Origin of the sequence: Mitsuokella apri, from assembly GCF_047974105.1 — a bacterium.
GTDB lineage: Bacteria > Bacillota > Negativicutes > Selenomonadales > Selenomonadaceae > Mitsuokella.
The window spans coordinates 20,585-41,949 of sequence record NZ_JBHYRS010000011.1; the positions used below are offsets into that span (position 1 = coordinate 20,585).

General features: G+C 53.0%; 20 protein-coding genes. 6 read left to right on the forward strand and 14 right to left on the reverse strand.

Features of this window, described 5'->3' with window-relative positions:
* Positions 1-4 precede the first annotated feature (4 nt).
* From rseP to rpsB, 10 genes are all read right to left on the reverse strand, one after another.
* Positions 5-1,042 (reverse strand): RIP metalloprotease RseP, encoded by a 1,038-nt coding sequence (rseP, locus tag ACE419_RS11130; RefSeq protein ID WP_435722036.1) that lies wholly within the window; start codon positions 1,040-1,042, stop codon positions 5-7.
* A gap of 41 nt (positions 1,043-1,083) precedes the next feature.
* Positions 1,084-2,241: a 1-deoxy-D-xylulose-5-phosphate reductoisomerase gene (locus tag ACE419_RS11135; protein WP_435722037.1), complete on the reverse strand. Its 1,158-nt coding sequence runs from the start codon at positions 2,239-2,241 to the stop codon at positions 1,084-1,086.
* Positions 2,242-2,264: 23 nt separating this feature from the next.
* The gene (locus ACE419_RS11140) at positions 2,265-3,095 is read right to left on the reverse strand and encodes a phosphatidate cytidylyltransferase (RefSeq protein WP_432646511.1); all 831 of its coding nucleotides are present in this window, start codon (positions 3,093-3,095) and stop codon (positions 2,265-2,267) included.
* Between the two features lie 17 nt (positions 3,096-3,112).
* Complete coding sequence (gene uppS, locus ACE419_RS11145) at positions 3,113-3,907, reverse strand: undecaprenyl pyrophosphate synthase (RefSeq protein ID WP_432646512.1); 795 nt, start codon at positions 3,905-3,907, stop codon at positions 3,113-3,115.
* 92 nt (positions 3,908-3,999) lie between these two features.
* Complete coding sequence (fdxA, locus tag ACE419_RS11150; protein ID WP_036378266.1) at positions 4,000-4,170, reverse strand: 4Fe-4S ferredoxin; 171 nt, start codon at positions 4,168-4,170, stop codon at positions 4,000-4,002.
* Position 4,171: 1 nt separating this feature from the next.
* Positions 4,172-4,399, reverse strand: coding sequence for an RNA-3-phosphate cyclase (locus ACE419_RS11155; RefSeq protein WP_435722038.1), 228 nt, complete (start codon positions 4,397-4,399; stop codon positions 4,172-4,174).
* Between the two features lie 5 nt (positions 4,400-4,404).
* Complete coding sequence (gene frr / locus ACE419_RS11160; protein ID WP_435722039.1) at positions 4,405-4,962, reverse strand: ribosome recycling factor; 558 nt, start codon at positions 4,960-4,962, stop codon at positions 4,405-4,407.
* Complete coding sequence (gene pyrH, locus ACE419_RS11165; RefSeq protein WP_432646514.1) at positions 4,962-5,702, reverse strand: UMP kinase; 741 nt, start codon at positions 5,700-5,702, stop codon at positions 4,962-4,964. The genes frr and pyrH overlap by 1 nt, the downstream gene beginning before the upstream one ends.
* A gap of 101 nt (positions 5,703-5,803) precedes the next feature.
* Positions 5,804-6,673 carry a translation elongation factor Ts gene (gene tsf / locus ACE419_RS11170; protein WP_432646515.1) on the reverse strand — a complete coding sequence of 290 codons (870 nt, stop codon included), beginning with the start codon at positions 6,671-6,673 and terminating at the stop codon, positions 5,804-5,806.
* A 74-nt stretch (positions 6,674-6,747) separates the two neighbouring features.
* Positions 6,748-7,473: a 30S ribosomal protein S2 gene (gene rpsB, locus ACE419_RS11175; protein WP_036378270.1), complete on the reverse strand. Its 726-nt coding sequence runs from the start codon at positions 7,471-7,473 to the stop codon at positions 6,748-6,750.
* A 370-nt stretch (positions 7,474-7,843) separates the two neighbouring features.
* On the opposite strand from rpsB, the gene ACE419_RS11180 reads away from it, so the two are divergent.
* Positions 7,844-9,061 (forward strand): dicarboxylate/amino acid:cation symporter, encoded by a 1,218-nt coding sequence (locus ACE419_RS11180; protein WP_432646516.1) that lies wholly within the window; start codon positions 7,844-7,846, stop codon positions 9,059-9,061.
* Between the two features lie 652 nt (positions 9,062-9,713).
* On the opposite strand, the gene ACE419_RS11185 is transcribed toward ACE419_RS11180, so the two are convergent.
* Positions 9,714-11,093, reverse strand: coding sequence for an amino acid permease (locus ACE419_RS11185; protein WP_435722040.1), 1,380 nt, complete (start codon positions 11,091-11,093; stop codon positions 9,714-9,716).
* A gap of 204 nt (positions 11,094-11,297) precedes the next feature.
* On the opposite strand from ACE419_RS11185, the gene ACE419_RS11190 reads away from it, so the two are divergent.
* The 5 genes from ACE419_RS11190 (at position 11,298) to ACE419_RS11210 (ending at position 16,962) form a co-directional block, all read left to right on the forward strand.
* Positions 11,298-11,936: a YigZ family protein gene (locus tag ACE419_RS11190; RefSeq protein WP_432646518.1), complete on the forward strand. Its 639-nt coding sequence runs from the start codon at positions 11,298-11,300 to the stop codon at positions 11,934-11,936.
* A 130-nt stretch (positions 11,937-12,066) separates the two neighbouring features.
* Positions 12,067-13,206 carry a trans-sulfuration enzyme family protein gene (locus tag ACE419_RS11195; RefSeq protein ID WP_432646519.1) on the forward strand — a complete coding sequence of 380 codons (1,140 nt, stop codon included), beginning with the start codon at positions 12,067-12,069 and terminating at the stop codon, positions 13,204-13,206.
* 34 nt (positions 13,207-13,240) lie between these two features.
* The gene (locus ACE419_RS11200; RefSeq protein ID WP_432646520.1) at positions 13,241-14,416 is read left to right on the forward strand and encodes a MalY/PatB family protein; all 1,176 of its coding nucleotides are present in this window, start codon (positions 13,241-13,243) and stop codon (positions 14,414-14,416) included.
* Between the two features lie 40 nt (positions 14,417-14,456).
* Complete coding sequence (locus tag ACE419_RS11205) at positions 14,457-14,960, forward strand: DNA-deoxyinosine glycosylase (protein ID WP_432646529.1); 504 nt, start codon at positions 14,457-14,459, stop codon at positions 14,958-14,960.
* 445 nt (positions 14,961-15,405) lie between these two features.
* A complete protein-coding gene (locus ACE419_RS11210; RefSeq protein ID WP_432646521.1) occupies positions 15,406-16,962 on the forward strand; it encodes an MBL fold metallo-hydrolase in 1,557 nt (518 codons plus the stop codon).
* 86 nt (positions 16,963-17,048) lie between these two features.
* Here ACE419_RS11210 and feoB read toward each other — a convergent pair whose 3' ends face one another.
* The 3 genes from feoB to pdxR all read right to left on the reverse strand — a co-directional run bounded on the left by feoB (position 17,049) and on the right by pdxR (position 21,253).
* The gene (feoB, locus tag ACE419_RS11215; protein ID WP_432646522.1) at positions 17,049-19,394 is read right to left on the reverse strand and encodes a ferrous iron transport protein B; all 2,346 of its coding nucleotides are present in this window, start codon (positions 19,392-19,394) and stop codon (positions 17,049-17,051) included.
* A 130-nt stretch (positions 19,395-19,524) separates the two neighbouring features.
* Positions 19,525-19,725: a Sec-independent protein translocase subunit TatA/TatB gene (locus tag ACE419_RS11220; protein WP_432646530.1), complete on the reverse strand. Its 201-nt coding sequence runs from the start codon at positions 19,723-19,725 to the stop codon at positions 19,525-19,527.
* 130 nt (positions 19,726-19,855) lie between these two features.
* Positions 19,856-21,253: a MocR-like pyridoxine biosynthesis transcription factor PdxR gene (pdxR, locus tag ACE419_RS11225; protein ID WP_435722041.1), complete on the reverse strand. Its 1,398-nt coding sequence runs from the start codon at positions 21,251-21,253 to the stop codon at positions 19,856-19,858.
* Between the last annotated feature and the right edge of the window lie 112 nt (positions 21,254-21,365).

Genomic DNA, 21,365 nt, shown 5'->3' on the forward strand with positions numbered 1-21,365 from the left:
GCCCTCAGCCTCCGAACAAGACACGGACAATATCATTCTTCGTGGCCAGAATCATCAAAAGCAACAGCAGAACAATGCCGACATTCTGCGTATAGCGAAGGGCAGCAGGACTCAGCGGCTTGCCGCGCACGGCCTCAACGCAGAGCGTCAGGAAATGACCGCCATCAAGTGCCGGAATCGGGAACAGGTTGACAATGCCGAGGTTCAAACTCAGGAAAGCTGCAAAATTCAAAAGCGGTACAAAGCCCATCTGGGCCACCTCGCCTGCCATCTGCGCCACGCCAATCGGCCCGGCAAGTTCTGCCCCCGAAAGCTCGAGAATGATTTTATAGAGGGCATCGACCATCATGTAAAGGATGGCGCCTGTCTTCTGCACAGCAAGAGAAGCCGACTCGACAAGTCCCGGATAACGCGTATTGACAGAGCCCATGACGCCGACCATCGCGCGCTTCGTGCTGCTGTCATAGGTTGGGGTGACCTCTGCATCAAATGTTGCCTCGCCGCGCTGGATTGTAAGGTCGACAGGATTTCCCGTATTGTCCTTGACTCCGTCGACAAATTCCGACCAGCTCGAGATAGGCTGGCCATCGATGGCCAGCACGCGGTCGCCATTTTGCAGCCCCGCTTCTGCTGCCGGCTTGCCGGCCAGCACCGTCCCTAAAATCGGTTCAGGATTCGGCGTGCTGACCCCGGCAAAAAAGAAGATGCCGAAAAACAGGATGAGCGGCAGAATAAAATTCATGATGGAGCCCGCGAGAATCACGATCATGCGCGAGCCAACCGGCTTTTCGCAGTAGCCGCGGCTGCCCGCATCGTTATTTTCTGGGTCCATGCCCGCAATATCATTAAAGCCGCCGAGCGGAATCGCACGAATCGAGTAAACCGTCTCGCCATGCTGAAAGCTCACGAGTTTTGGTCCAAAGCCAATTGCGAATTCATCGACGCGCATGCCCGTCATCTTGGCCGTCACGAAATGGCCAAGTTCATGCACGAGCACAAGCAGGCCAAAGACAAAGATGGCCGCCGCTATTGTCAGTACCATAAGTTCACCGTCCTCATTTCTTTATTCAGGTATTCCGGATATCAGCGCGCAATTTTCGCCAGCAGGGAACCGGCATAGTCACGCGCCCACTGATCTTCGGCAAAAAGTTCTTCCAAGGTCGGAGAAAGCACACATGCGCGCTTCATCATCGTCTCCTCGATGATATCGTAGATATCGAGGAAATGAATCTGCCCTTTGAGGAAGGCACTGACCGCCACTTCATTGGCCGCATTGAACACGCAGGGCATCGAGCCGCCCATCCTGCCTGCCTCATAGGCAAAGCGCAGTCCCTTAAACGTCTCCGTATCCGGTTTTTCAAACGTCAGGTCCTTGAGTTTCCAGAAGTCAAGGCGTTCAAAATTTGACGGCTGGCGCGTCGGATACGTCAGCGCGTACTGGATTGGCAGCTTCATATCAGGACAGCCGAGCTGCGCGATGACGGAACCATCGACAAACTCAACCATCGAATGAATGATGCTCTGCGGATGCACGACAACCTGAATTTGGTCGTAGCTGACGCCGTAAAGCCATTTTGCTTCAATAACTTCCAGCCCCTTATTGACGAGCGAGGCGGAGTCGACCGTGATTTTCTGTCCCATATTCCAAGTCGGATGTGCAAGGACCTGCGCTTTCGTTGCGCCGACGAGTTCCTCGCGCTTCCTGCCGCGGAACGGACCGCCCGAGCAGGTCAGCAGGAGTTTTTCAATCGTCTCGCGCTTCTCACCCTGCAGGCACTGGAAAAAGGCGCAGTGCTCACTGTCGACAGGCAGGATGGATACGCCCTGCTCCTGCGCGCGGCGCATAACAATCTCACCGGCCACGACAAGTGTCTCTTTATTCGCGAGAGCAATGTTCTTTTGGGCATCGAGGGCCTTCATCGTCGGCTCAAGACCGGCAAAGCCCATCATGGAAGTCACGACCGTATCGACATCCCCGTAAGCTGCTGCATCGATAAAGGCCTGGCGGCCGCCGGCGAGCTTCGTTCTGCCTGTATAGCGTTCTTTCAGACGCTTGTAGGCAGCTTCATCGGAGAGTACGGCGAGCTCCGGTTCGAATTCGCGAATCTGTTTTTCCAGGAGTTCATCGCTGGAGTTTGCCGCAAGTACGGAAATGTGAAAAAGCTCCGGATGAGAACGAACCACATCAAGTGTCTGCGTGCCAATGGAGCCGGTCGAGCCTAAGACTGCAATCTTTTTCATAAAAATCTTCCTCAAAACCTTCCTCACTTCAGGCCGATGCCCGAGATCAGCACGAAATAATAGACGAGCGGTGCCGTAAACAGCACACTGTCAAAGCGGTCCCAAACACCGCCGTGTCCCGGGATGATATTGCCGGAATCCTTGATGCCCGTATAGCGCTTGGCCACAGACTCCACGAGGTCGCCCAGTGTTGCCAGAAGAGAAATACAAAAACCGAGAACTGCCATCTCGATAACCGGCAGGGAGAAAAAGACACCGAGAGCTGCGACTGCAATCGTCGTGCCGACGACAGAACCAAGGAACCCCTCAATCGTCTTATTCGGGCTGATGGTCGGGCAGAGTTTATGACGGCCGATAGCCGATCCCGTGAAATACGCAAAGGTGTCACTGGCCCAGGTGCCGATGAACATGATCCAGATCATGGCACAGCCAAATTCAAAGGGGCCGAAGGACGTTGCGAGCTGCTGCTCCGGATAAAGGAAGCGCAGCATGACCATATGTGCAAACGGAAAACCGAGATACAGGATGCCAGCCACGGATGTGCAGGCGTCGACAAAGGAAACGCGGCCGTGCAGAAGGACGCTCTCCAAAAGGACGATCAGGACAATGCCCGTGCTGACTGCCATGGATTCTTCGGCATTGCCAAGCCACGCACAGCCCCAGAGCAGGAACAGCCCGATAATGCCCGTAAGGAACGTGACATTCATGCCTTTTTTATGGAAAGCACGCGCATATTCAAACCACGCAACGAGAGACAGCACCAAGGCAAACCCTGCAAAGAGTGCCCCGCCCATCTGAATGACAAGAGCAGCCAGGGCGATGCCGACTACTCCGGTGATGATTCTGGTAAACAAGAAAAACGCTCCTATCCTTATTTATTGGTGAGTCCGCCAAAGCGGCGGTCACGGCCGGCAAAGTCCACCATAGCATCGACAAAGCACTTTGGCGTGAAATCCGGCCAATTGACATCGGTAAAGTAAAATTCTGCATAAGCAGACTGCCAGAGCAGAAAGTTCGAAAGACGCTGGTCACCGCTCGTGCGAATGACGAGATCCACGGGCGGGTCTCCTGCCGTATCGAGCTCCTGTTCCATGGCCTCAGCATCGATGTCCTCAGCTGCAAATGTTCCGGCAGCGACTTTTTTCGCCAGTGACTGCGCTGCCCGCAGAAGTTCATCCTGACCGCCATAATTCGCTGCAACATTGAAACGGATGCCCGTATTATCTTTCATGAGAGCCTCTGCTTCGTTCATCTGACGCTGCAGGCCTTCCGGCATGCCTTCCCTGCGGCCGATAAAACGAATGCGCACGTTGTAATCGTTCATCTCTTCCAGTTCCTTGAGCAGATAATCGGAAAAGAGCTTCATGAGAAAATCGACTTCCGGGCGCGGCCGTTTCCAATTCTCAGTCGAAAAGGCATAGACCGTCAGGGCCTCGATGCGCAGGTCGATGGCAGCCTTCAGGATATTCTTGAGCGTCTTGACGCCAGCCTTATGACCGGCCGTGCGGATCATACCGCGGCTCTGTGCCCAGCGTCCGTTGCCATCCATGATGATGGCAACATGGCGCGGCAGACGCTGCCAATTGATTCTATCATAGATCGGGTCCATGCCAGTGGGCTTTATGTCCTTTTCCTGTCTGGAACCGCCGAATATCTTTTTCCACATGTGGTAAGTCCTCCATCCTGAGGATATCATATCATGTACAAATAACGAAAAGCCCCTCTCAAAAATTCATAAGAGGGGCCGCTCATCATCCATCAGGGAGCTTCAATTGCGGATACCGGGCAGCCGGCAGCGCAAGCACCGCACTCAACGCATTTATCTGCATCGATTTCGTAGTGCTCTGCACCCTCGCTGATTGCCTCAACCGGGCAGGTAGCAGCGCAGGAACCGCAGGAAATGCAATCGTCTGTAATCTTGTATGCCATATCATTTCGCCTCCTTTCCAAGCTTCCTCTGCTTTGCAGCAAGAGTCAGCAAGATTTTGCCGTTCGGAAGAAACTTTTCCCGTACGACATAGAGACAGGTTGTATCTGTCTTGAAAAAATCACGCGTAGGGCGTGTAATTTCTGTCGTCCACTGGCAGCCAGCTTCCTGCAGCATGTTCTCTGCTTCTGAAAGCGGCCTTGCCAATACGTCTGGAAAGTTCGGATTCATGTGAATCAGACTTCCATGACTTCTTTTTCTTTGACGGCCTTGGCATCATCGGCAAGCTTGACGTATTTGTCGACGAGCTTCTGCATGGATTCCTGACCGCGCTTCGACTCATCTTCCGTGATTTCCTTAGCTTTCTCCATCTTCTTGAAGGCTTCATTGCCATCGCGGCGGATGTTACGCAGAGCGACTTTGGCCTCTTCCGTCTTCTTATTGACCGTCTTGACGAGTTCCTGACGGCGTTCCTGCGTCAAAGCCGGGATAGAAAGGCGGATGACCGTGCCGTCCGAGTTTGGTGAAAGGCCGAGGTCCGACTTCATGATGGCGACTTCGATATCATGAAGAATGGATTTTTCCCACGGCTGAATCGTAATCATACGCGGCTCCGGCACCGTGACCTTGGCAATCTGGTTGACAGGCGTCGGTGCACCGTAATAATCGACCATGACCTTGTCCAAAAGGGACGGCGTAGCACGGCCTGCACGCAGCGAAGCAAATTCATGCTTGAGCGCTTCGATGCTCTTTTTCATGCGGTCCTCATGGGACGCGAGAATATCTTTTACCATTATTCTTTTCCTCCTACCGTCGTGCCGATTTCCTCACCGAGTGCAGCGCGGACGATGTTCTCGTGATCATCGATATTGAAGACGAGAAGCGGAATCTTATTGTCCATGCAAAGGCTTGTAGCCGTCGTATCCATGACCTGCAGGCCCTTGTTGAGGATCTCGATATAAGTCAGCGAATCGAATTTCTTCGCATTGGCATTCTTGTTCGGATCGCTGTCATAGATGCCGTCCGTGCCTTTCTTGGCCATGAGGATGACATCGGCTTCGATTTCAGCAGCACGCAGGGCAGCCGTCGTATCCGTCGAGAAATACGGATTGCCCGTGCCGGCGCCGAAGATGACAACACGGCCTTTTTCCATATGGCGGATGGCCTTGCGGCGGATGTACGGCTCAGCGACCTGACGCATTTCGATGGCGGTCTGTACGCGCGTATCAACATCCTGCTTTTCAAGGGCATCCTGCAGGGCAAGTGCATTCATAACCGTAGCCATCATGCCCATGTAATCTGCCGTAGCACGGTCCATGCCCTTGGCAGAGCCAGCAAGACCGCGCCAGATATTACCGCCGCCAACAACGATGGCAACATCGACACCGCGTTCGCGGATTTTCTTGATCTGCTTGGCGATATCTTCGACAACAGCCGGATTGATACCAAAGCCCTGATCGCCAGCGAGCGATTCACCACTGAGTTTCAGGACAATGCGTTTATATTTTGCTGCTTCCAAAATACTTACCTCCATCTAAATATCACTGCATCTTTCTCTATTATAACCTTTAAAAAAAGAGAACACAATCCATTATGTGTTCTCTTTCTTTCCATTTTTACCCTGCGTTCCGGTAATTATTTCATCTGAGCAGCGACTTCAGCAGCGAAGTTCTCCTGCTTCTTCTCGATGCCTTCACCAAGCTGATAACGCGTGAAAGCCGTTACCTTGACATCGCCGAGGATATCGCTGATCGTCTTGTCGGAATCCTTGACGAAAATCTGTTCATTGAGGCAGACTTCTTTGTAGTACTTCTTGATGCGGCCATCCACGATGCGCTCGATGATCTTAGCCGGTTTGCCTTCTTCTTCAGCCTGCTTGCGGGCAACTTCCTTCTCATGCTCAACGACGTCAGCCGGAACACCCGTCTCATCGATAGCAATCGGATTTGCTGCAGCAATCTGCATAGCAACATCTTTGCCGAGCTCAGCGCTGCCGCCCGTCAGGTCAACGAGGACACCGATCTTGCCGCCCATGTGAATGTAGCTTGCGACACGGCCTTCCGTCTCATAGCAGGCGAAACGGCGCAGCGAAATCTTCTCGCCGATCGTAGCCGTAGCTTCCGTTACGAGGGAAGCTACCGTCTTGCCATCGATTTCGCTGTTATTAAGTGCATCGAGGTCAGCCGGTTTCGTGTCAGCGACGTGTTTTGCAATCTTTTCTGCCAGTGCACGGAACTGCTCATTGCCGGCAGCGAAATCCGTCTCGCAGTTGACTTCGACGAGAGCACCGACTTTTGCATCTTCGCTGATGTAAGCGACAACAGCGCCTTCTGCAGCGATGCGGCCAGCTTTCTTCGCAGCCTTGGCGATGCCCTTTTCACGGAGCCAGTCAATTGCCTTTGCCTTGTCGCCATCCGTAGCCGTCAGAGCTTTTTTGCAGTCCATCATGCCTGCGCCAGTGGTCTCGCGCAGCTCTTTTACCATTGCAGCCGTAATCTTTGCCATTGGTTCTTTTCCTCCTAATAAAAAAGAGGAGCAAGGGATAACTCCCTTACCCCTCCCGGTCTTTTTATCGAATCTTATTCAGCAGCCGGAGCTTCAGCAGCTTCCGCTTCGCTGTCCTCACCCTGACGGCCCTCGAGGACTGCATCAGCCATGCGGCCCGTGAGGAGCTTGACGGCGCGGATAGCGTCATCGTTGCCCGGAATGACATAGTCGATCTCATCCGGATCGCAGTTCGTATCAACGATAGCAACGATAGGAATGTTGAGCTTGCGTGCCTCAGCGACAGCAATGCGCTCCTTGCGCGGATCTACGATGAAGAGTGCGCCCGGCAGCTTGTTCATCTCTTTGATGCCGCCGAGGTACTGCTCGAGCTTCTCCATCTCATGACGGAGACCCTGAACCTCTTTCTTCGTGAGGACTTCGAACGTGCCGTCTGCTTCCATAGCCTCGAGCTCTTTGAGACGGGCAATGCGCTTCTGGATCGTGCGGAAGTTCGTCATCATGCCGCCGAGCCAACGCTCATTGACATAGAACTGGCCAGCACGCGTAGCTTCTTCTTTGATGGCTTCCTGAGCCTGCTTCTTCGTGCCGACGAACAGAACGCTCTTGCCCTCTTCTGCAACGCTGCGCAGGAAAGCATAAGCCTCGTCAACCTTCTTGACCGTCTTCTGCAGGTCAATGATGTAGATGCCGTTGCGCTCCGTGAAGATGTACTTTGCCATCTTCGGGTTCCAGCGGCGCGTCTGATGTCCGAAATGGACACCTGCTTCAAGTAACTGTTTCATGGAAATAACTGCCATGTTGGTGCACCTCCTGTTTTTTTCTTCCGCGTCCTTCATCTCTCTGCACCACCCTCTTTGGGGCACAGGGCAGCGATCAGGCCGCGTGCTATTTTTACACCGCTAAAAATTATATCATAAGTAAGAGTCCTTGACAATCATCTTATCCGAAAATTTTTCGAGGTATTTTTCTATTATTTTTGAAGAAAATATTATTGTTGTAGTGATTATTTACAACAATACACGCAGGAATCGATGTCAGTTTCTGTATATTGTATGTATACGGTATACATATCTTCTATTAATGGACAAAGATGCACATTTTATCTATAATTAAAAATATGATAAGGAAATGGTATCATACATCATCATAATTAAAGGAGTGAGCCTCATGAACTTATCAATCAAGATTTTTATTGCGCTCGTACTGGCCGTCATAGTCGGCCTGATTGCGGGCGAACCTGCACTTCCCTTCATTAACTGGTGGATTGCCCCAATCGGCACGATCTTCATCAACCTCATCAAGATGATGATTGTACCGGTTGTGCTCTGCTCACTGGTCGTCGGCATGACGAGCCTTGGCGATACGACAAAGCTCGGCCGCATCGGCATCAAGACGATTGGCCTCTACCTCGTCACGACGGCTATCGCCATCGTCATCGGCTTTGGTGTTGCAGGTCTTGCACATCCGGGTGTCGGCCTGCAGATGACGTCGGATGCAGTCGTCAAGGTCAAAGAAGCACCTTCCATCATGCAGGTCTTCGTTGCGATGGTTCCGGCTAACCCAGTTCAGTCCATGGCTAAAGCCGAAATTCTGCCGGTCATCGTCTTTGCACTGTTCCTCGGCGTCGGTATTTTGAAGGTCGGCGGCGAACGCGCCGATCTCCTCATCAGATTCTTCGATGCCTGTGCAGAAGTTTCCTATAAGATCATCGGCATCGTCATGAGCTTTGCTCCAATCGGTGTCTTTGCCCTGCTCCTGCCGGTCGTCGCCAAGAACGGTCCGTCCGTCCTGCTGCCGCTGATTTCCGTCATTGCCTGCGTCGCAGTTGGCTGCGTCATCCATGCGGTCTGCGTGTATTCTTCCCTTGCCAAAATCTGGGGCGGCCATACGCCTATGCAGTTCTTCCGCGGCATGAGTGAAGCCATGCTCATTGCCTTCACGACGTGCTCGAGTGCTGCTGCCCTGCCGGTCAACATGAAGAACTCGCAGGAAAAGCTCGGCGTTTCGCGCGATGTTTCCTCGTTCGTCCTGCCGCTTGGTGCCACGATCAACATGGATGGCACGGCTCTTTACATGGGCGTCTGCTCACTGTTCATCGCGAACGTCTTCGGCATTGACCTCACGTACGGCCAGATGGCCATGATCGTCCTCACGGGTACGCTCGCTTCCATCGGTACGGCAGGTGTGCCGGGTGCCGGTCTCATCATGCTCGCCATGGTCCTGCAGAGCGTCAACCTCCCGATGGAAGGTCTCGCCCTCGTCGCCGGCATCGACCGTGTCCTCGATATGTTCCGTACCTGCCTGAACATCACGGGTGACGGTGCTGTAGCCATTGTTATGGATCAGGAAGAAAAGAAATACGCCGCGAAAAAAGCCGCAGCGTAAGCGCTCCTTTTCATAAATGCACATCTGCCCAAAACCTCGCAAGACGAAATACTTGCGAGGTTTTTCTATATCAAAAACGAGATATAATTGCGATGACGAGGCGGGCAGAGGGGAGACAACGTTTCGCAGGGCAGTTTGCTAAAAATATTTTTTGCCCTTTATGGCATCCCGAAAAAAACAAAAACGCGCTTCGCTTGAACGATTGTTCTTTTTCCGGGATTCTAGTTGGCAAAAAATATTTTCTTTACGCAAACTGCCAATGCTCCGCTTTTGTCTCCCCTCTGCCCTCAAGTTTATGCACAGTACGCAGCATCTCATAGTGACAAAAAGGAAGTGCATAAGGTGCGGCGGCAGAGCCCCAATAAGAGGAGCGTTCGAATTTCTGCGTGAAGAACCTATTTTTGTCTTCCTCTATTCCCCGCGAAAAGAGTTACCGTTCAAGCACCAGCGCGTTTTACTCTTTTCGCGGGATAAATTAGGAGACAAAAATAGGTTTAGCAGAAATTTGCCGCGGAACGTTGGGGCCCTGCCGCCGCACCGCCCTCATTGCCGCAGCGTTGTCTCCCCTCGTCCCTGCTCACTTTATACAATATAGACAAAATAGATAAAAAAGCTGCTCTCCCAGCAAAGGAAAGCAGCTTTTGGATTTTATTCAATGAAGTGCGCGTGCGGCGCTTGTGGCGCGACGGCGCTGGCGCAGGCGGTACCATGCCATCGGGACGATGAGCATCGGGATGCCGGCGTAGAGGGCTTCACGCAGTTCCGGCTCGAAGACCATGACGACGAGGCAGAAGACCTGAGCCCAGATGCCAAACAGTGTGACATATGGGAAGAACGGCGTCTTGTAACGCAGTTTTTTGTCCGTGCCGAGAGCAATCATGCGCTTGCGGCTGCGGTACTGGCTCCAGCAGATGGAAATCCACGCGATGGCGCCCGTAAAGCCCGAGACAGCCAAAAGATACGTATAAAGCGCCGAATCCGGGTCAAACGAATAAAGCAGGATGACGGCCCAGCAGGCACAGATCGAAACGAGAATGGAGCGCGACGGCATGCCGTTCTTGTTGATGTAGCCGAGCGTGCGCGGTGCCATATCCATGCGGGCAAGGGCGTGCAGCGCACGGGCTGCGCCGTAAAGGCCGGAGTTCGAACACGAAATGGCGGCCGTCAGGATGACAAATGCAAAGAACGCGCCGAAGCCCGAGAAGCCATACTGTGTGACTGCTGCGGCAAAGACACTTTCGTCGAGGCCGGCTTTATCCCACGGCAGGATGGAAATCAAGAGCGAAATCGGGATGATGTAGAGCGCGATGATGCGCCACGTCACATTGCGCACAGCAATTGGGATGCTCTTTTCCGGATTCTCGCATTCACCGGCGGCAAGGCCGATAATTTCAGTGCCCTGGAAGTTGACCAGGATGATGACCATCGTCAGTACGATGGACCAGTAGCCGTTCGGTGCGAAACCGCCGCTGCCAAGAAGGACCTTTGTGCCGATATAGCCCTGGTCGCCGATGAGGCCGAGGCAGATGAGCGCGGCCACGATACTAAAGGCTGCGAGTGCGATGATCTTAATCAGAGACAACCAGAATTCGCTCTCGCCGAACTTATCGACATGAAACAGATTGAGAATCGTCACCAGCAGTCCAAAGAAAACAGCCCACCAGAGCTGACTGACTGCCGGTATAAAATTATTCATGATGATGCCAGCGGCAATCATCTCGGATGGAACGTATGCAACCCAGGTCGTCCAGTAGGCCCAGCCCACGCCGCAGGCCCAGGTCGGTGAGATATGCTCACGCGCATACGTGACAAAAGAACCTGAAACAGGTTTTTCCACCGCCAGCTCCGCAAGGCAGAGCATGACGCAAAGCACGATGACCCCGCCCAAAAGATAGGCGAGTATCGCGGCCGGGCCCGCTTTTTCGAGAACATACCCGGTGCCGAGGAAATAACCACTGCCGATGACCCCGCCCAGCGAAATCAGCTGCAGATGGCGATTCTTTAACCCTCTGTTCATTTTCGATTCGTTCATTACCTTAATAACACAACCTTCCCAGCGCCGCTTCGATCTGTGATTTGTATAGCATTGCCATCCGCGACACTTCCATTATTTCTACTAAAGGATACTACAAAACGAGCGTAATTACCATACCTTCGTCAATAAAATTTTCTGATGAGGACAAGAGCCGCAAAAATACGGTATAATATTAAGAAGGAAATTTTCAGGGAGGCAGCTATGAACCTTTATCGAACCATTCGCGAAAAAGACGCTTCCGTCGAAACGCTCTATGAAATACAGAAATCAAAATTCATCACCCATATCCGCCATGTTGAAAATGAAGAAGAAGCCCGCGCCTTCATCCAGTCGATGAAGAAAAAATACTTCGATGCCCGCCACAACTGTTCAGCCTACGTGCTCGGCGAACGCGCGGACAAGCAGAAATCCAATGATGACGGCGAACCCGGCGGCACGGCCGGCAATCCAATCCTCGAGGCCATCAAAAAAAACGATTTGACCGATGTCGTCATCGTCGTCACACGCTACTTCGGCGGCATCAAGCTCGGAGCCGGCGGTCTCATCCGCGCTTACGGCCACGCGGCTGTGCTTGGCATCGAAGCAGCCGCCTGCATCGAAATGACACCATTTACGGAGCTTTCCGTGACCATTGGCTATGACCTGCTCGCTGCCATTGAGCACTGGCTGCGCCAGGAAGAGATCCGCACGGAGCCGGCCGATTACGCCGAAAACGTCACCCTGCACCTGCTGCTGCCGCCCGCAGACGTAGAAAAGCGCCTGACCGAGCTGCGCGACCTCACGAGTGCCAATTTTTCCTTTGCCAAGGGGGAAACGCGCCGCTTAGCCCTGCCCTGCTGACCTTTCGCACAGCTCTGCCTCATCCTGCATTGACAAGCGGCAAAGCTGTACTTTATAATACTCTCATATATACATACTGGAACGATATGTCTTTCTTATTTTATACTGCTGATGTTGAGGAGGAATTCCCATGAACGATTACACCCTTGAGGTACACGGCTGTCACCAATACGATGCAACCGGTGCCATCAGTGAGCCGATTTACCTCTCTGCCACGTACCGTCATCCAGGCTATAAGCAGAGCACAGGCTTCGACTACGGCCGCGTAGCCAATCCGACGCGCAAAGAACTCGAAGACGTTCTCGCCAAACTCGAACGCGGCAAGCGCGCCTGGGCACTTTCCTCCGGCATGGCTGCCATCAACATGGCCCTGCACCTCTTAACCCCCGGCGACCACATCCTGCTTTCTGAGGACCTTTACGGCGGCACGGTGCGCCTTGTCAACGACATTTACAAGAAATACGGTGTAAAGCATGATTATGTCAATACGGCAGACCTTGAAAAAACGGCTGCCAGCATCCGTCCGGAAACCAGAATGATTTTCATCGAGACCCCGTCAAATCCCATGATGCGCGTCAGCGATATCCGCGCCCTCGCCAGGCTCGCCCATGAAAACGGCGCCCTGCTCGTCGTCGACAATACCTTCCTTTCGCCGCATTTCCAGAAACCGCTGACGCTCGGCGCCGATATCGTCGTGCACAGCGCCACAAAGTATCTCTGCGGCCACAACGACATCATCGCGGGCGTCATCGCCATCGCTGATGACGAGTCCGACTACGGTAAAAATCTTGACCTTTATATCAAATCCGAAGGGCCGAACCTCACGCCGATTGATTCGTGGCTGCTGCTGCGCAGCATCAAGACCCTCGGCCTGCGCGTCGAGCGTCAGCAGCAGAACGCAGCTGCCATTGCCAAATGGCTCAAAACACAGCCGAATGTCACCGATGTCTACTACGTCGGCCTGCCCGAGCATCCAGGCCACGAACTCCACAAAAGTCAGGCCACGGGCTTTGGCAGCATGATTTCCTTCAAAGTCAAGACGCCGGCACTTGCCACCGCCCTCCTCGGCCGCCTGAAACTCATCGCTTTTGCCGAAAGTCTCGGTGGGGTTGAAAGCCTCCTGACCTTCCCGCTCGCCCAGACTCATGCCGAAATGCCAAAAGAGCTTTTGGCACGCACAGGCCTTGACGACCGCCTGCTGCGCTTCTCTGTCGGCATCGAAGATGTAAATGACTTAATTGCCGACCTCGATCAGGCCCTCAATGCCTGATGCTGCTGAATCTATAAGAAAGTGAGGGATTTTTATGTCCGTCAATTTTGATGAAATCATCGACCGCCGCGGCACCTCGTGCCTCAAATATGACTTTGCCGTCGAACGCGGCTACCCGCAGGGCATCCTGCCCTTCTGGGTTGCCGATATGGACTTCCGCACGCCGCAGCCCGTCATCGACGAACTCACGCGCCGCGTCCAGCACGGCATTTTCGGCTACACGGACCCGAAGGAAAGCTACAAAGAAGTCATCGTCAACTGGATGACGGAACATCACAGCTGGACGCCGTCCACAAAGGCCCTGACCATCACGCCGGGCGTCGTCTTCGCCCTCGCGGTGGCCATCCGCTGCTTTACAAAACCGGGCGAAGCCGTGCTGCTGCAGCAGCCTGTTTACTACCCATTCACGGAAATGATCCGCCAGAACGGCCGCGAGCTCGTCAACAGTCCGCTCATCCTCCAAAATGGCCATTACGAAATTGACTTTGCCGACTTTGAGAAAAAAATTGTCGAGCACGGTGTCAAGCTCTTCCTGCTCTGCAGTCCGCACAATCCGGCTGGCCGCGTCTGGACGCGCGAAGAACTCCTGCGCATCGCTTCCATCTGCCTCAAACACAATGTCCTGATTGTCGCCGACGAAATCCATCACGAATTCGTGCGTCCGGGCTTCCAGCATACAGTGCTCGCGTCCCTCGCGCCGGAAATCGCCGACCGCACGATCACCTGCACGTCTCCATCGAAAACCTTCAACCTCGCCGGCCTGCAGATTTCCAATATCTTCATTGAAAATGCCGAGCTGCGCAAGAAATTCCGTGCTGAAATCTCGGCAGCCGGCTACAGCCAGCCCAACGCCCTTGGTCTCTTTGCTGCACAGGCCGCCTATGAGCACGGTGCAGAATGGCTAAAAGAACTCCTCGCCTATATCGAGGGCAATTACCAGAAAACGAAGGCATTTCTTGCCGAAAAGATGCCCAAAGTCAAACTCATCGAACCAGAAGGCACGTATCTTCTCTGGCTTGACTTTTCCGCCTACGGCCTGACAGATGAGGAACTCGACGATGTCATCGTCAACGATGCCAACCTCCGGCTCGACTCCGGCCATATCTTCGGCAAAGCAGGACGTGGCTTCCAGCGTCTCAACATCGCCTGCCCGTGGAGCACGCTCGAAAACGGCCTGCAGCACCTCGCCAAGGCCTTTGCCGATAAATAATCAATGTATTTCAGATGTATTAAGGAAGGAAATGACGTTTATGCTCTGTATCGGCCTGCAGCCCAATATCGACAAAAACTGCACGGTTCTGATTCTCGGTTCGATGCCAGGCATCAAATCGCTTGAAGAACAGCAGTACTACGCCTATCCGCAGAACCGCTTTTGGCCGATGATGGCCCATCTCCTTCAGGAAGAGCTCCCTTCTGTTTACGAAGAAAAACTCGCCATGCTGCTGCGCCATCACATTGCCCTCTGGGACTCTATCGGCAGCTGCGAGCGCGAAGGCAGCCTTGATTCGGCCATCCATGACGAAAAGGGCAATGACTTTTCCGCCCTGCTTCGGGAGTATCCCAAAATCAGGACCATCTGCTTCAATGGCGGCAAATCCGCCCAGACGTTCAAGCGCTATAATAAAGAGCTCTTAAAACGCGAGGACCTCACCTTTCACGCCATGCCGTCGACGAGTCCCGCCAACGCGCGCTGGCGCCTCCCCATGCTTGAAGAAACATGGGGAAAGGTTTTGACAGAAGCACTTGTCCTCTGATATACTGAAATCAGAAAAACAAATTCGTATTCACCCCGTGCCATAATCGACAGGAGGTACTTATGCCATCTTCTATCTGGCTGATCTTAGCCATCATCGTCACTGCGTTTTTCTTCTACCTTGAGACGCGCGACGTCGAAGATTGACATGACGTGAAAAGCCGCTGTGCTCAAAATGAGCCAGCGGCTTTCTTTTTATATGAATTTAATTGCTTTCTGCCCTCAAATTTAAGACATTTGGGATAAAATACCTTTTGATAAGTATTCTCATATTTTTGATGATGCGAGGCACTAACTAGAAAGAGATGATTTTTTTCATGAATACGCGTAAAACTTGGCAAACGATATCCTTAGCACTACTGGCCGTCAGCAGCTATACACTTTTGATGCCATTTCCTGCCGCACAGGCAGCTGCTGTTTCTAAAGAAACAGCAGCGCCTCACGATATGACAAGAGGATTGGGCAATTTTCTCGACCGCGGTATGATAGAAAATGGAGTCGAAGCGTACGAAGCGAAGGATTATGAACGAGCGCTCTCCTTTTTCCGCGAAGCTGCCAGCAAAAATCATATGAAAGCCTACCGCTATCTTGGCCTCTGCTATGAACACGGCTATGGTGTAAAAAAAGACATCAAACAGGCCTTTGCCTATTATCAAAAAGCAGCCGAACTCGGCGATGTGACGGGCACGGCCCTGCTCGGCCATATGTATGAAGATGGCCTTGGCACAAAAGTCGACTATGACAAGGCCATGGAACTCTACCAAAAAGCATCTGTGCGCAGCGATCATGTTGGCGGCCTTGGCAAAGTCGGCATCGGCCATCTCTACGAATATGGGCACGGCGTCGAGCAGAATGCCGCCGAAGCCCGCGTCTGGTATGAAAAAGCTCTGGCAAGCGGCGACACAGATGCCCAAACGGACATCGACCGCCTCGATGCCGCCCTGGCCGCGCCGGAAAAAGCTCCCACCGAGCCGCGTATCCTTACGAAACGCCTTAATGCCGGCACGAGTGCCGATATCGTCAACGGCGTGACATCTATTGATACGTCAAAAATCTGGCAGCCCGTACAAGCTATTGATTTCTCTGCCAAACACGATGTCATGATACGAAACAGCGATGGCTCGCTCGTTCCCATGGATGAACCGTACTTCGAATCGGAGCAAATTGCCCCGAATACTTGGAAAATCCGCTCAGACGGCGATTACTGCTACCTGCTGGCCGGTGATGAGATCGGCGTGATGATTGACAGCGGCTACGGCGCCGGCAATCTGCGCACTTATGCAGAATCCCTTTGCGGCAAACCGGTCAAATACGTCATCAACACGCATTATCATTTTGACCACACCGCCAATGATGCCTACTTCGATGCCGCTTTTATGACACCAGTCAGCGTAAATTACGCTACGATTCCCTACAACAGTTTTGCCGGCCTTTCCTTCCCGCGCGATTATCCGGTCGTCACCGTGCAGGATGGCTATAAGCTGAACCTTGGCAATCGCGAGCTCACCATCATCGAATTCCCTCATGCTAACCATACCCTCGGCGGACTGGCTGTCCTCGACCCGACAAGACGCATTCTCTTCACGGGCGATGAATTTCTGCTTCCAAACCGTGCCGACCTCATCATCTCACGTGAGGACTTCGCCGATAACATGAAGCGCGTTGAAAAAGTCCACAGTGATTTCGATGTCATGTACTCCGGCACCGGCCTCAAAGACGGCAGTATCTTCGACACCTACTATCAGGCCGCACTTTATGGCATTTCTAAGGATTTCCAGCCGGACAGCACGGTCGCACCGACTATGAAGCAGCAAAAGCCTGCTGCTTCCGATACGGATACTGGCAGCAGTGCGACCATTTATGAGCGCGGCCGCGTACGTCCCGGCGACGCCACGGAAAATGCCCCCGAAAAAATCCCGCAGGGCACGCGTCAGACCTTTACCTATAACGGCTTCCCTGTCAGCTATGTCGAGCAGGATAAACAGAACAGCACCAACCAATAACCTATCCTATAACATAAACGGCAGTGCCTCTTATTGAAGCACTGCCGTTTGTCAATTGCACGGTAAGGTCGAAAAGCTGTATAACATCACAGAAGCATGCCAATGGTATGGACGATAAACGCCACAATCCAGGCGATGATGCACTGGAAAATGACGACCCAGACAGCCCATTTCGTGCCGAGTTCGCGCCGTACGGAAGCGATGGCCGCGACACAGGGCGTGTAGAGCAGGCAGAACGCTAAAAGCGATGCTGCCGCAAGCGGCGTCAGGACGGTCGAAAGAGCGCTTGTGCCAAACAATACGCCCAAAGTCGAGACTACACTCTCTTTTGCCATAAAGCCCGATATAAGCGCGGTCGAGATGCGCCAGTCGCCAAAGCCCAGCGGGGCAAAAATCGGCGCGATGACGCCGGCAATGGACGCGAGCATGCTTGTCGAGGAATCCGTCACCATGTTCAGGCGGAAGTCAAACGTCTGCAGGAACCAGATGACGATGGTCGCCACAAAGATGACCGAAAAGGCACGTTCCAGAAAATCCTTTGACTTTTCCCAGAGCAGCTGCATGACATTGCGGCGCCCCGGCATGCGGTAATTCGGCAGCTCCATGACAAATGGCACGGCCTCGCCCTTGAAAATCGTGTTCTTGCCGAGATAAGCCACGATAATGCCGACTGCCATAGCGCCAAAGTACAGGATAATCATCGGCAGGGCACCGTAATTGCCGAAAAAAGCTGCAATGAAAAGGCCGTAAATCGGCAGTTTGGCCGAACAGCTCATGAACGGCGTCAAAAGAATCGTCATGCGGCGGTCGCGCTCCGATGGCAGCGTGCGCGTCGCCATGATGGCCGGCACGCTGCAGCCAAAACCGATGAGCAGCGGCACGATGCTGCGGCCCGAAAGGCCTATTTTACGCAGCCATTTGTCCATAACAAAAGCAATGCGCGCCATATAGCCCGTGTCCTCGAGCAGGGACAGGAAGAAGAACAAAGTCACGATGATAGGCAGGAACGACAGGACGGTGCCGACGCCCTGAAAAATGCCGTCAATCACCAGAGAATGCATGGCTTCGTTAACATCGGCTGCCGCAAGGGCTGCATCCGTTTCATCCTGCAGCCAGCCAATCCCGGCCGCCATCAAATCCTGCAGTCCCGAGCCAATGACATTGAACGTCAGGTAAAAGACGAGGCTCATGATGGCAACAAAAGCCGGGATGGCCGTGTATTTGCCCGTCAGGACCTTATCGATGCGGCGGCTGCGCTCGTGCTGGCGGCTCTCATGTGCCTTGTGCACCGTGCGGCTGACGAGTTTGCCGATAAACGAGAAACGCATGTCCGCGATGGCCGCTGCACGGTCGAGCCCGCGCTCTTTCTCCATCTGGCAGATGATGTGCTCAATCATATCCATCTCATTTTGGTCGAGCATCAAAGCTTCGATGAGGCGGTGGTCACCCTCGACTACCTTCGTCGCGGCAAAGCGCAGCGGGATGCGGGCAGCCTTGGCATGGTCCTCGATGAGATGCATGATGCCGTGTAGGCAGCGGTGAACGGCGCCGCGGTGGCTTTCGGCATCACAGAAATCCATGCGGCCCGGCTTTTCCTGATAATGCGCGACGTGCAGGGCATGCTGCACGAGTTCTTCAATGCCTTCGCCCTTCGCGGCAGAAATCGGCACAACAGGGATGCCAAGCATGGATTCCATCGCGTTGATGTCAACGGAGCCGCCATTGCCCGTGAGTTCGTCCATCATATTGAGCGCAAGCACCATCGGGCGGTCGAGTTCAATGAGCTGTAAAGTCAAATAGAGATTGCGTTCAATATTCGTCGCATCGACGATGTTGATGATGCCGGTAGGCTGTTCGCGCAAAATAAATTCGCGCGAGACAATCTCTTCATCCGTATACGGAGACATCGAGTAGATGCCCGGCAGGTCCGTAATGCGCGTGTTCTCGTGGCCTCGGATGCTGCCGCTCTTCTGGTCGACCGTGACACCTGGGAAATTGCCGACATGCTGATTTGAACCCGTAAGCTGGTTAAAAAGTGTTGTCTTGCCACAGTTCTGATTGCCGGCAAGCGCAAACGTCAAAAGTTGATTTTCCGGCAGGGGGTGCTCTCCTTTGCGTACATGGTAGCGTCCGCCCTCGCCGAGTCCCGGATGGTCCGTTGGTTCCTGCGGAATCTTGACTTCAGGATGCTGGTCGGACTCCCAGGCTGGCATTTTATCAATGCCGATTTTTTTGGCGTCGTCGACGCGCAGCGTCAGTTCGTATTCCTGAATGCGAAATTCAATCGGGTCGCCCATGGGCGCAAACTTCACGAGCGTGATCTCTGCTCCCGGAATCACGCCCATATCAAGAAAATGCTGGCGCAGAGCCCCCGTGCCGCCCACCTTGCGGATGACAGCACGTTCCCCTGCCTTTAATTCATTTAATTGCATAAACCTCTCCTATTCCTTTAATATCATACACACCTTCATTTTACTCATATGAGAGGCAAATGTAAAATACAGAAAAAGCCATGCCTTCATTTTTATGCCGGCATGGCTTTTTATTTCTGCTTTTATTCTTTTATTTTACAGTCGTTTCCGTCTTCTGCTCAGCCGCAGCCAGCTGTTTCGGCTCTGTCTTTTCATCTTCCGAGACAGCTGATTTGAATTCACGCACGCTCTTGCCCAAAGATTTGCCCACGAGCGGCAGCTTGCCCGGCCCGAAGACGAGCAGGCCGATTCCGAGAATCAGCAAAAGTTTCGGCACAGTAAGACCCATCAGCATATGAAGCACTCCTATCTTGATGTAACGCAGGGAAAATTTCCATTCTTAATTTCTTGTTCCTTCCTATTATATCACGGATGGAATTACAGGAAAAATATGGATTGCCTATTGGGTGTATAGTAAATATCTATACAAGGCAGGAAACAATACGCGAAACGGCCTCCTGCAGAACGCTTTCCTCCATGCCCGAATAATTGAGCACAAAGATATGGGCAGCGTCAGGCGTTTCGCCGTCATAATAATCGCGCAGCGGCCGCATGCGGATGCCTTTGTCTGCAAGTTCCTTCTGCAGCCTGTCGTCCTCCTTCTCCGTATGGAAACGCAGCAGGAAATGAAGGCCGGAGCCGCGCTCGATGATATCTGCATGTGCAAAAAGACCTCCCTCTTTCATCGTCTGCAGCAGCGCCTCGCGGCGTTTGCGGTAGCAATTGCGCATGCGGTTGATGTGCTTCTCAAAATAACCGTCTTTGATGAAACGCGCCAGTGTATACTGCTCAAAATTTGAGACCGTACAGTTGTAAAAGCCGAGTTCTTCTTGAAAGACCGGCACGAGTTTTTCCGGCAGAACCATGTAGCTGATGCGGATGGTCGGGGTCAAGGTCTTGGAGAACGTATTCATATAAATAACGCGGCCGCTGACATCAATGCCCATCATCGTCGGAATGGGCCGGCCCGTCAGGCGGAATTCGCTGTCATAGTCATCTTCGATAATATAGCGTCCTTCTGCCGCACTGGCCCAGCCCAAAAGTTCATAGCGCCGGCTGATGGGCGTGATGCAGCCCGTCGGAAAATGATGGGAAGGACTGATATGCAGGACATCGACCTGTTTTTCCAGCAGTTCAGATGGGCAGATGCCCTGCTCATCCATATTGACCGGCACACAGCGTACGCCGTGTTTTTTATAGACCTTGCGGATTTTATCAAAACCGGGATTCTCAACGCCAAAACATTTTCCACGGCCCAAAAGCTGAACGAGCAGGCCGTAGAGATATTCTGTGCCGGCACCGATGACAATCTGCCCCGGATTAACATCGAGCCCGCGAAAACTCCGCAAATGTCCGGCAATCGTCTCGCGCAGGGCCAAAATTCCCATGCCCGGTGAACGCTCCAGCAAGGCTTCGGCCTGACCGGACATAACCTGGCGCAAAAGGTGGGTCCATGTCTTAAAGGGAAAATCCGCAGGACGCAGGCTGTTCGCCGTAAAATCGGCCAAATACTGGCGCTTGGGCTTTTTTGATGCTGCAGGACGCTTTTCCGATACGGCCGGATGAACGGGCAGGCTCGTGAGCTTCGCGACAAAAAAACCCTTTTTCGGCACCGACTGACAATAGCCTTCTGCGACTAACTGACCATATGCCCCCTCGACCGTGATGACGCTGATGCCGAGCTGACGCGACAGGGCACGTTTGGACGGCAGTTTTTCACCGGCCTGCAGGCGGCCGGCGAGAATATCCGTGCGGATACAGCGGTAAAGATGTTCATATAGGGATTCGTCCCCAAGATTTTCAAATGAATAGGTCAGCATAGCGTCTCCTGTCTGATCTTATTTCTTCGTCGTAATTTGAATATTTTTTTAAGGTCAAAAACAGTATATACTATCTAGCAAAAGGACACAAGTCCAAATTTTTAGGTCAGCC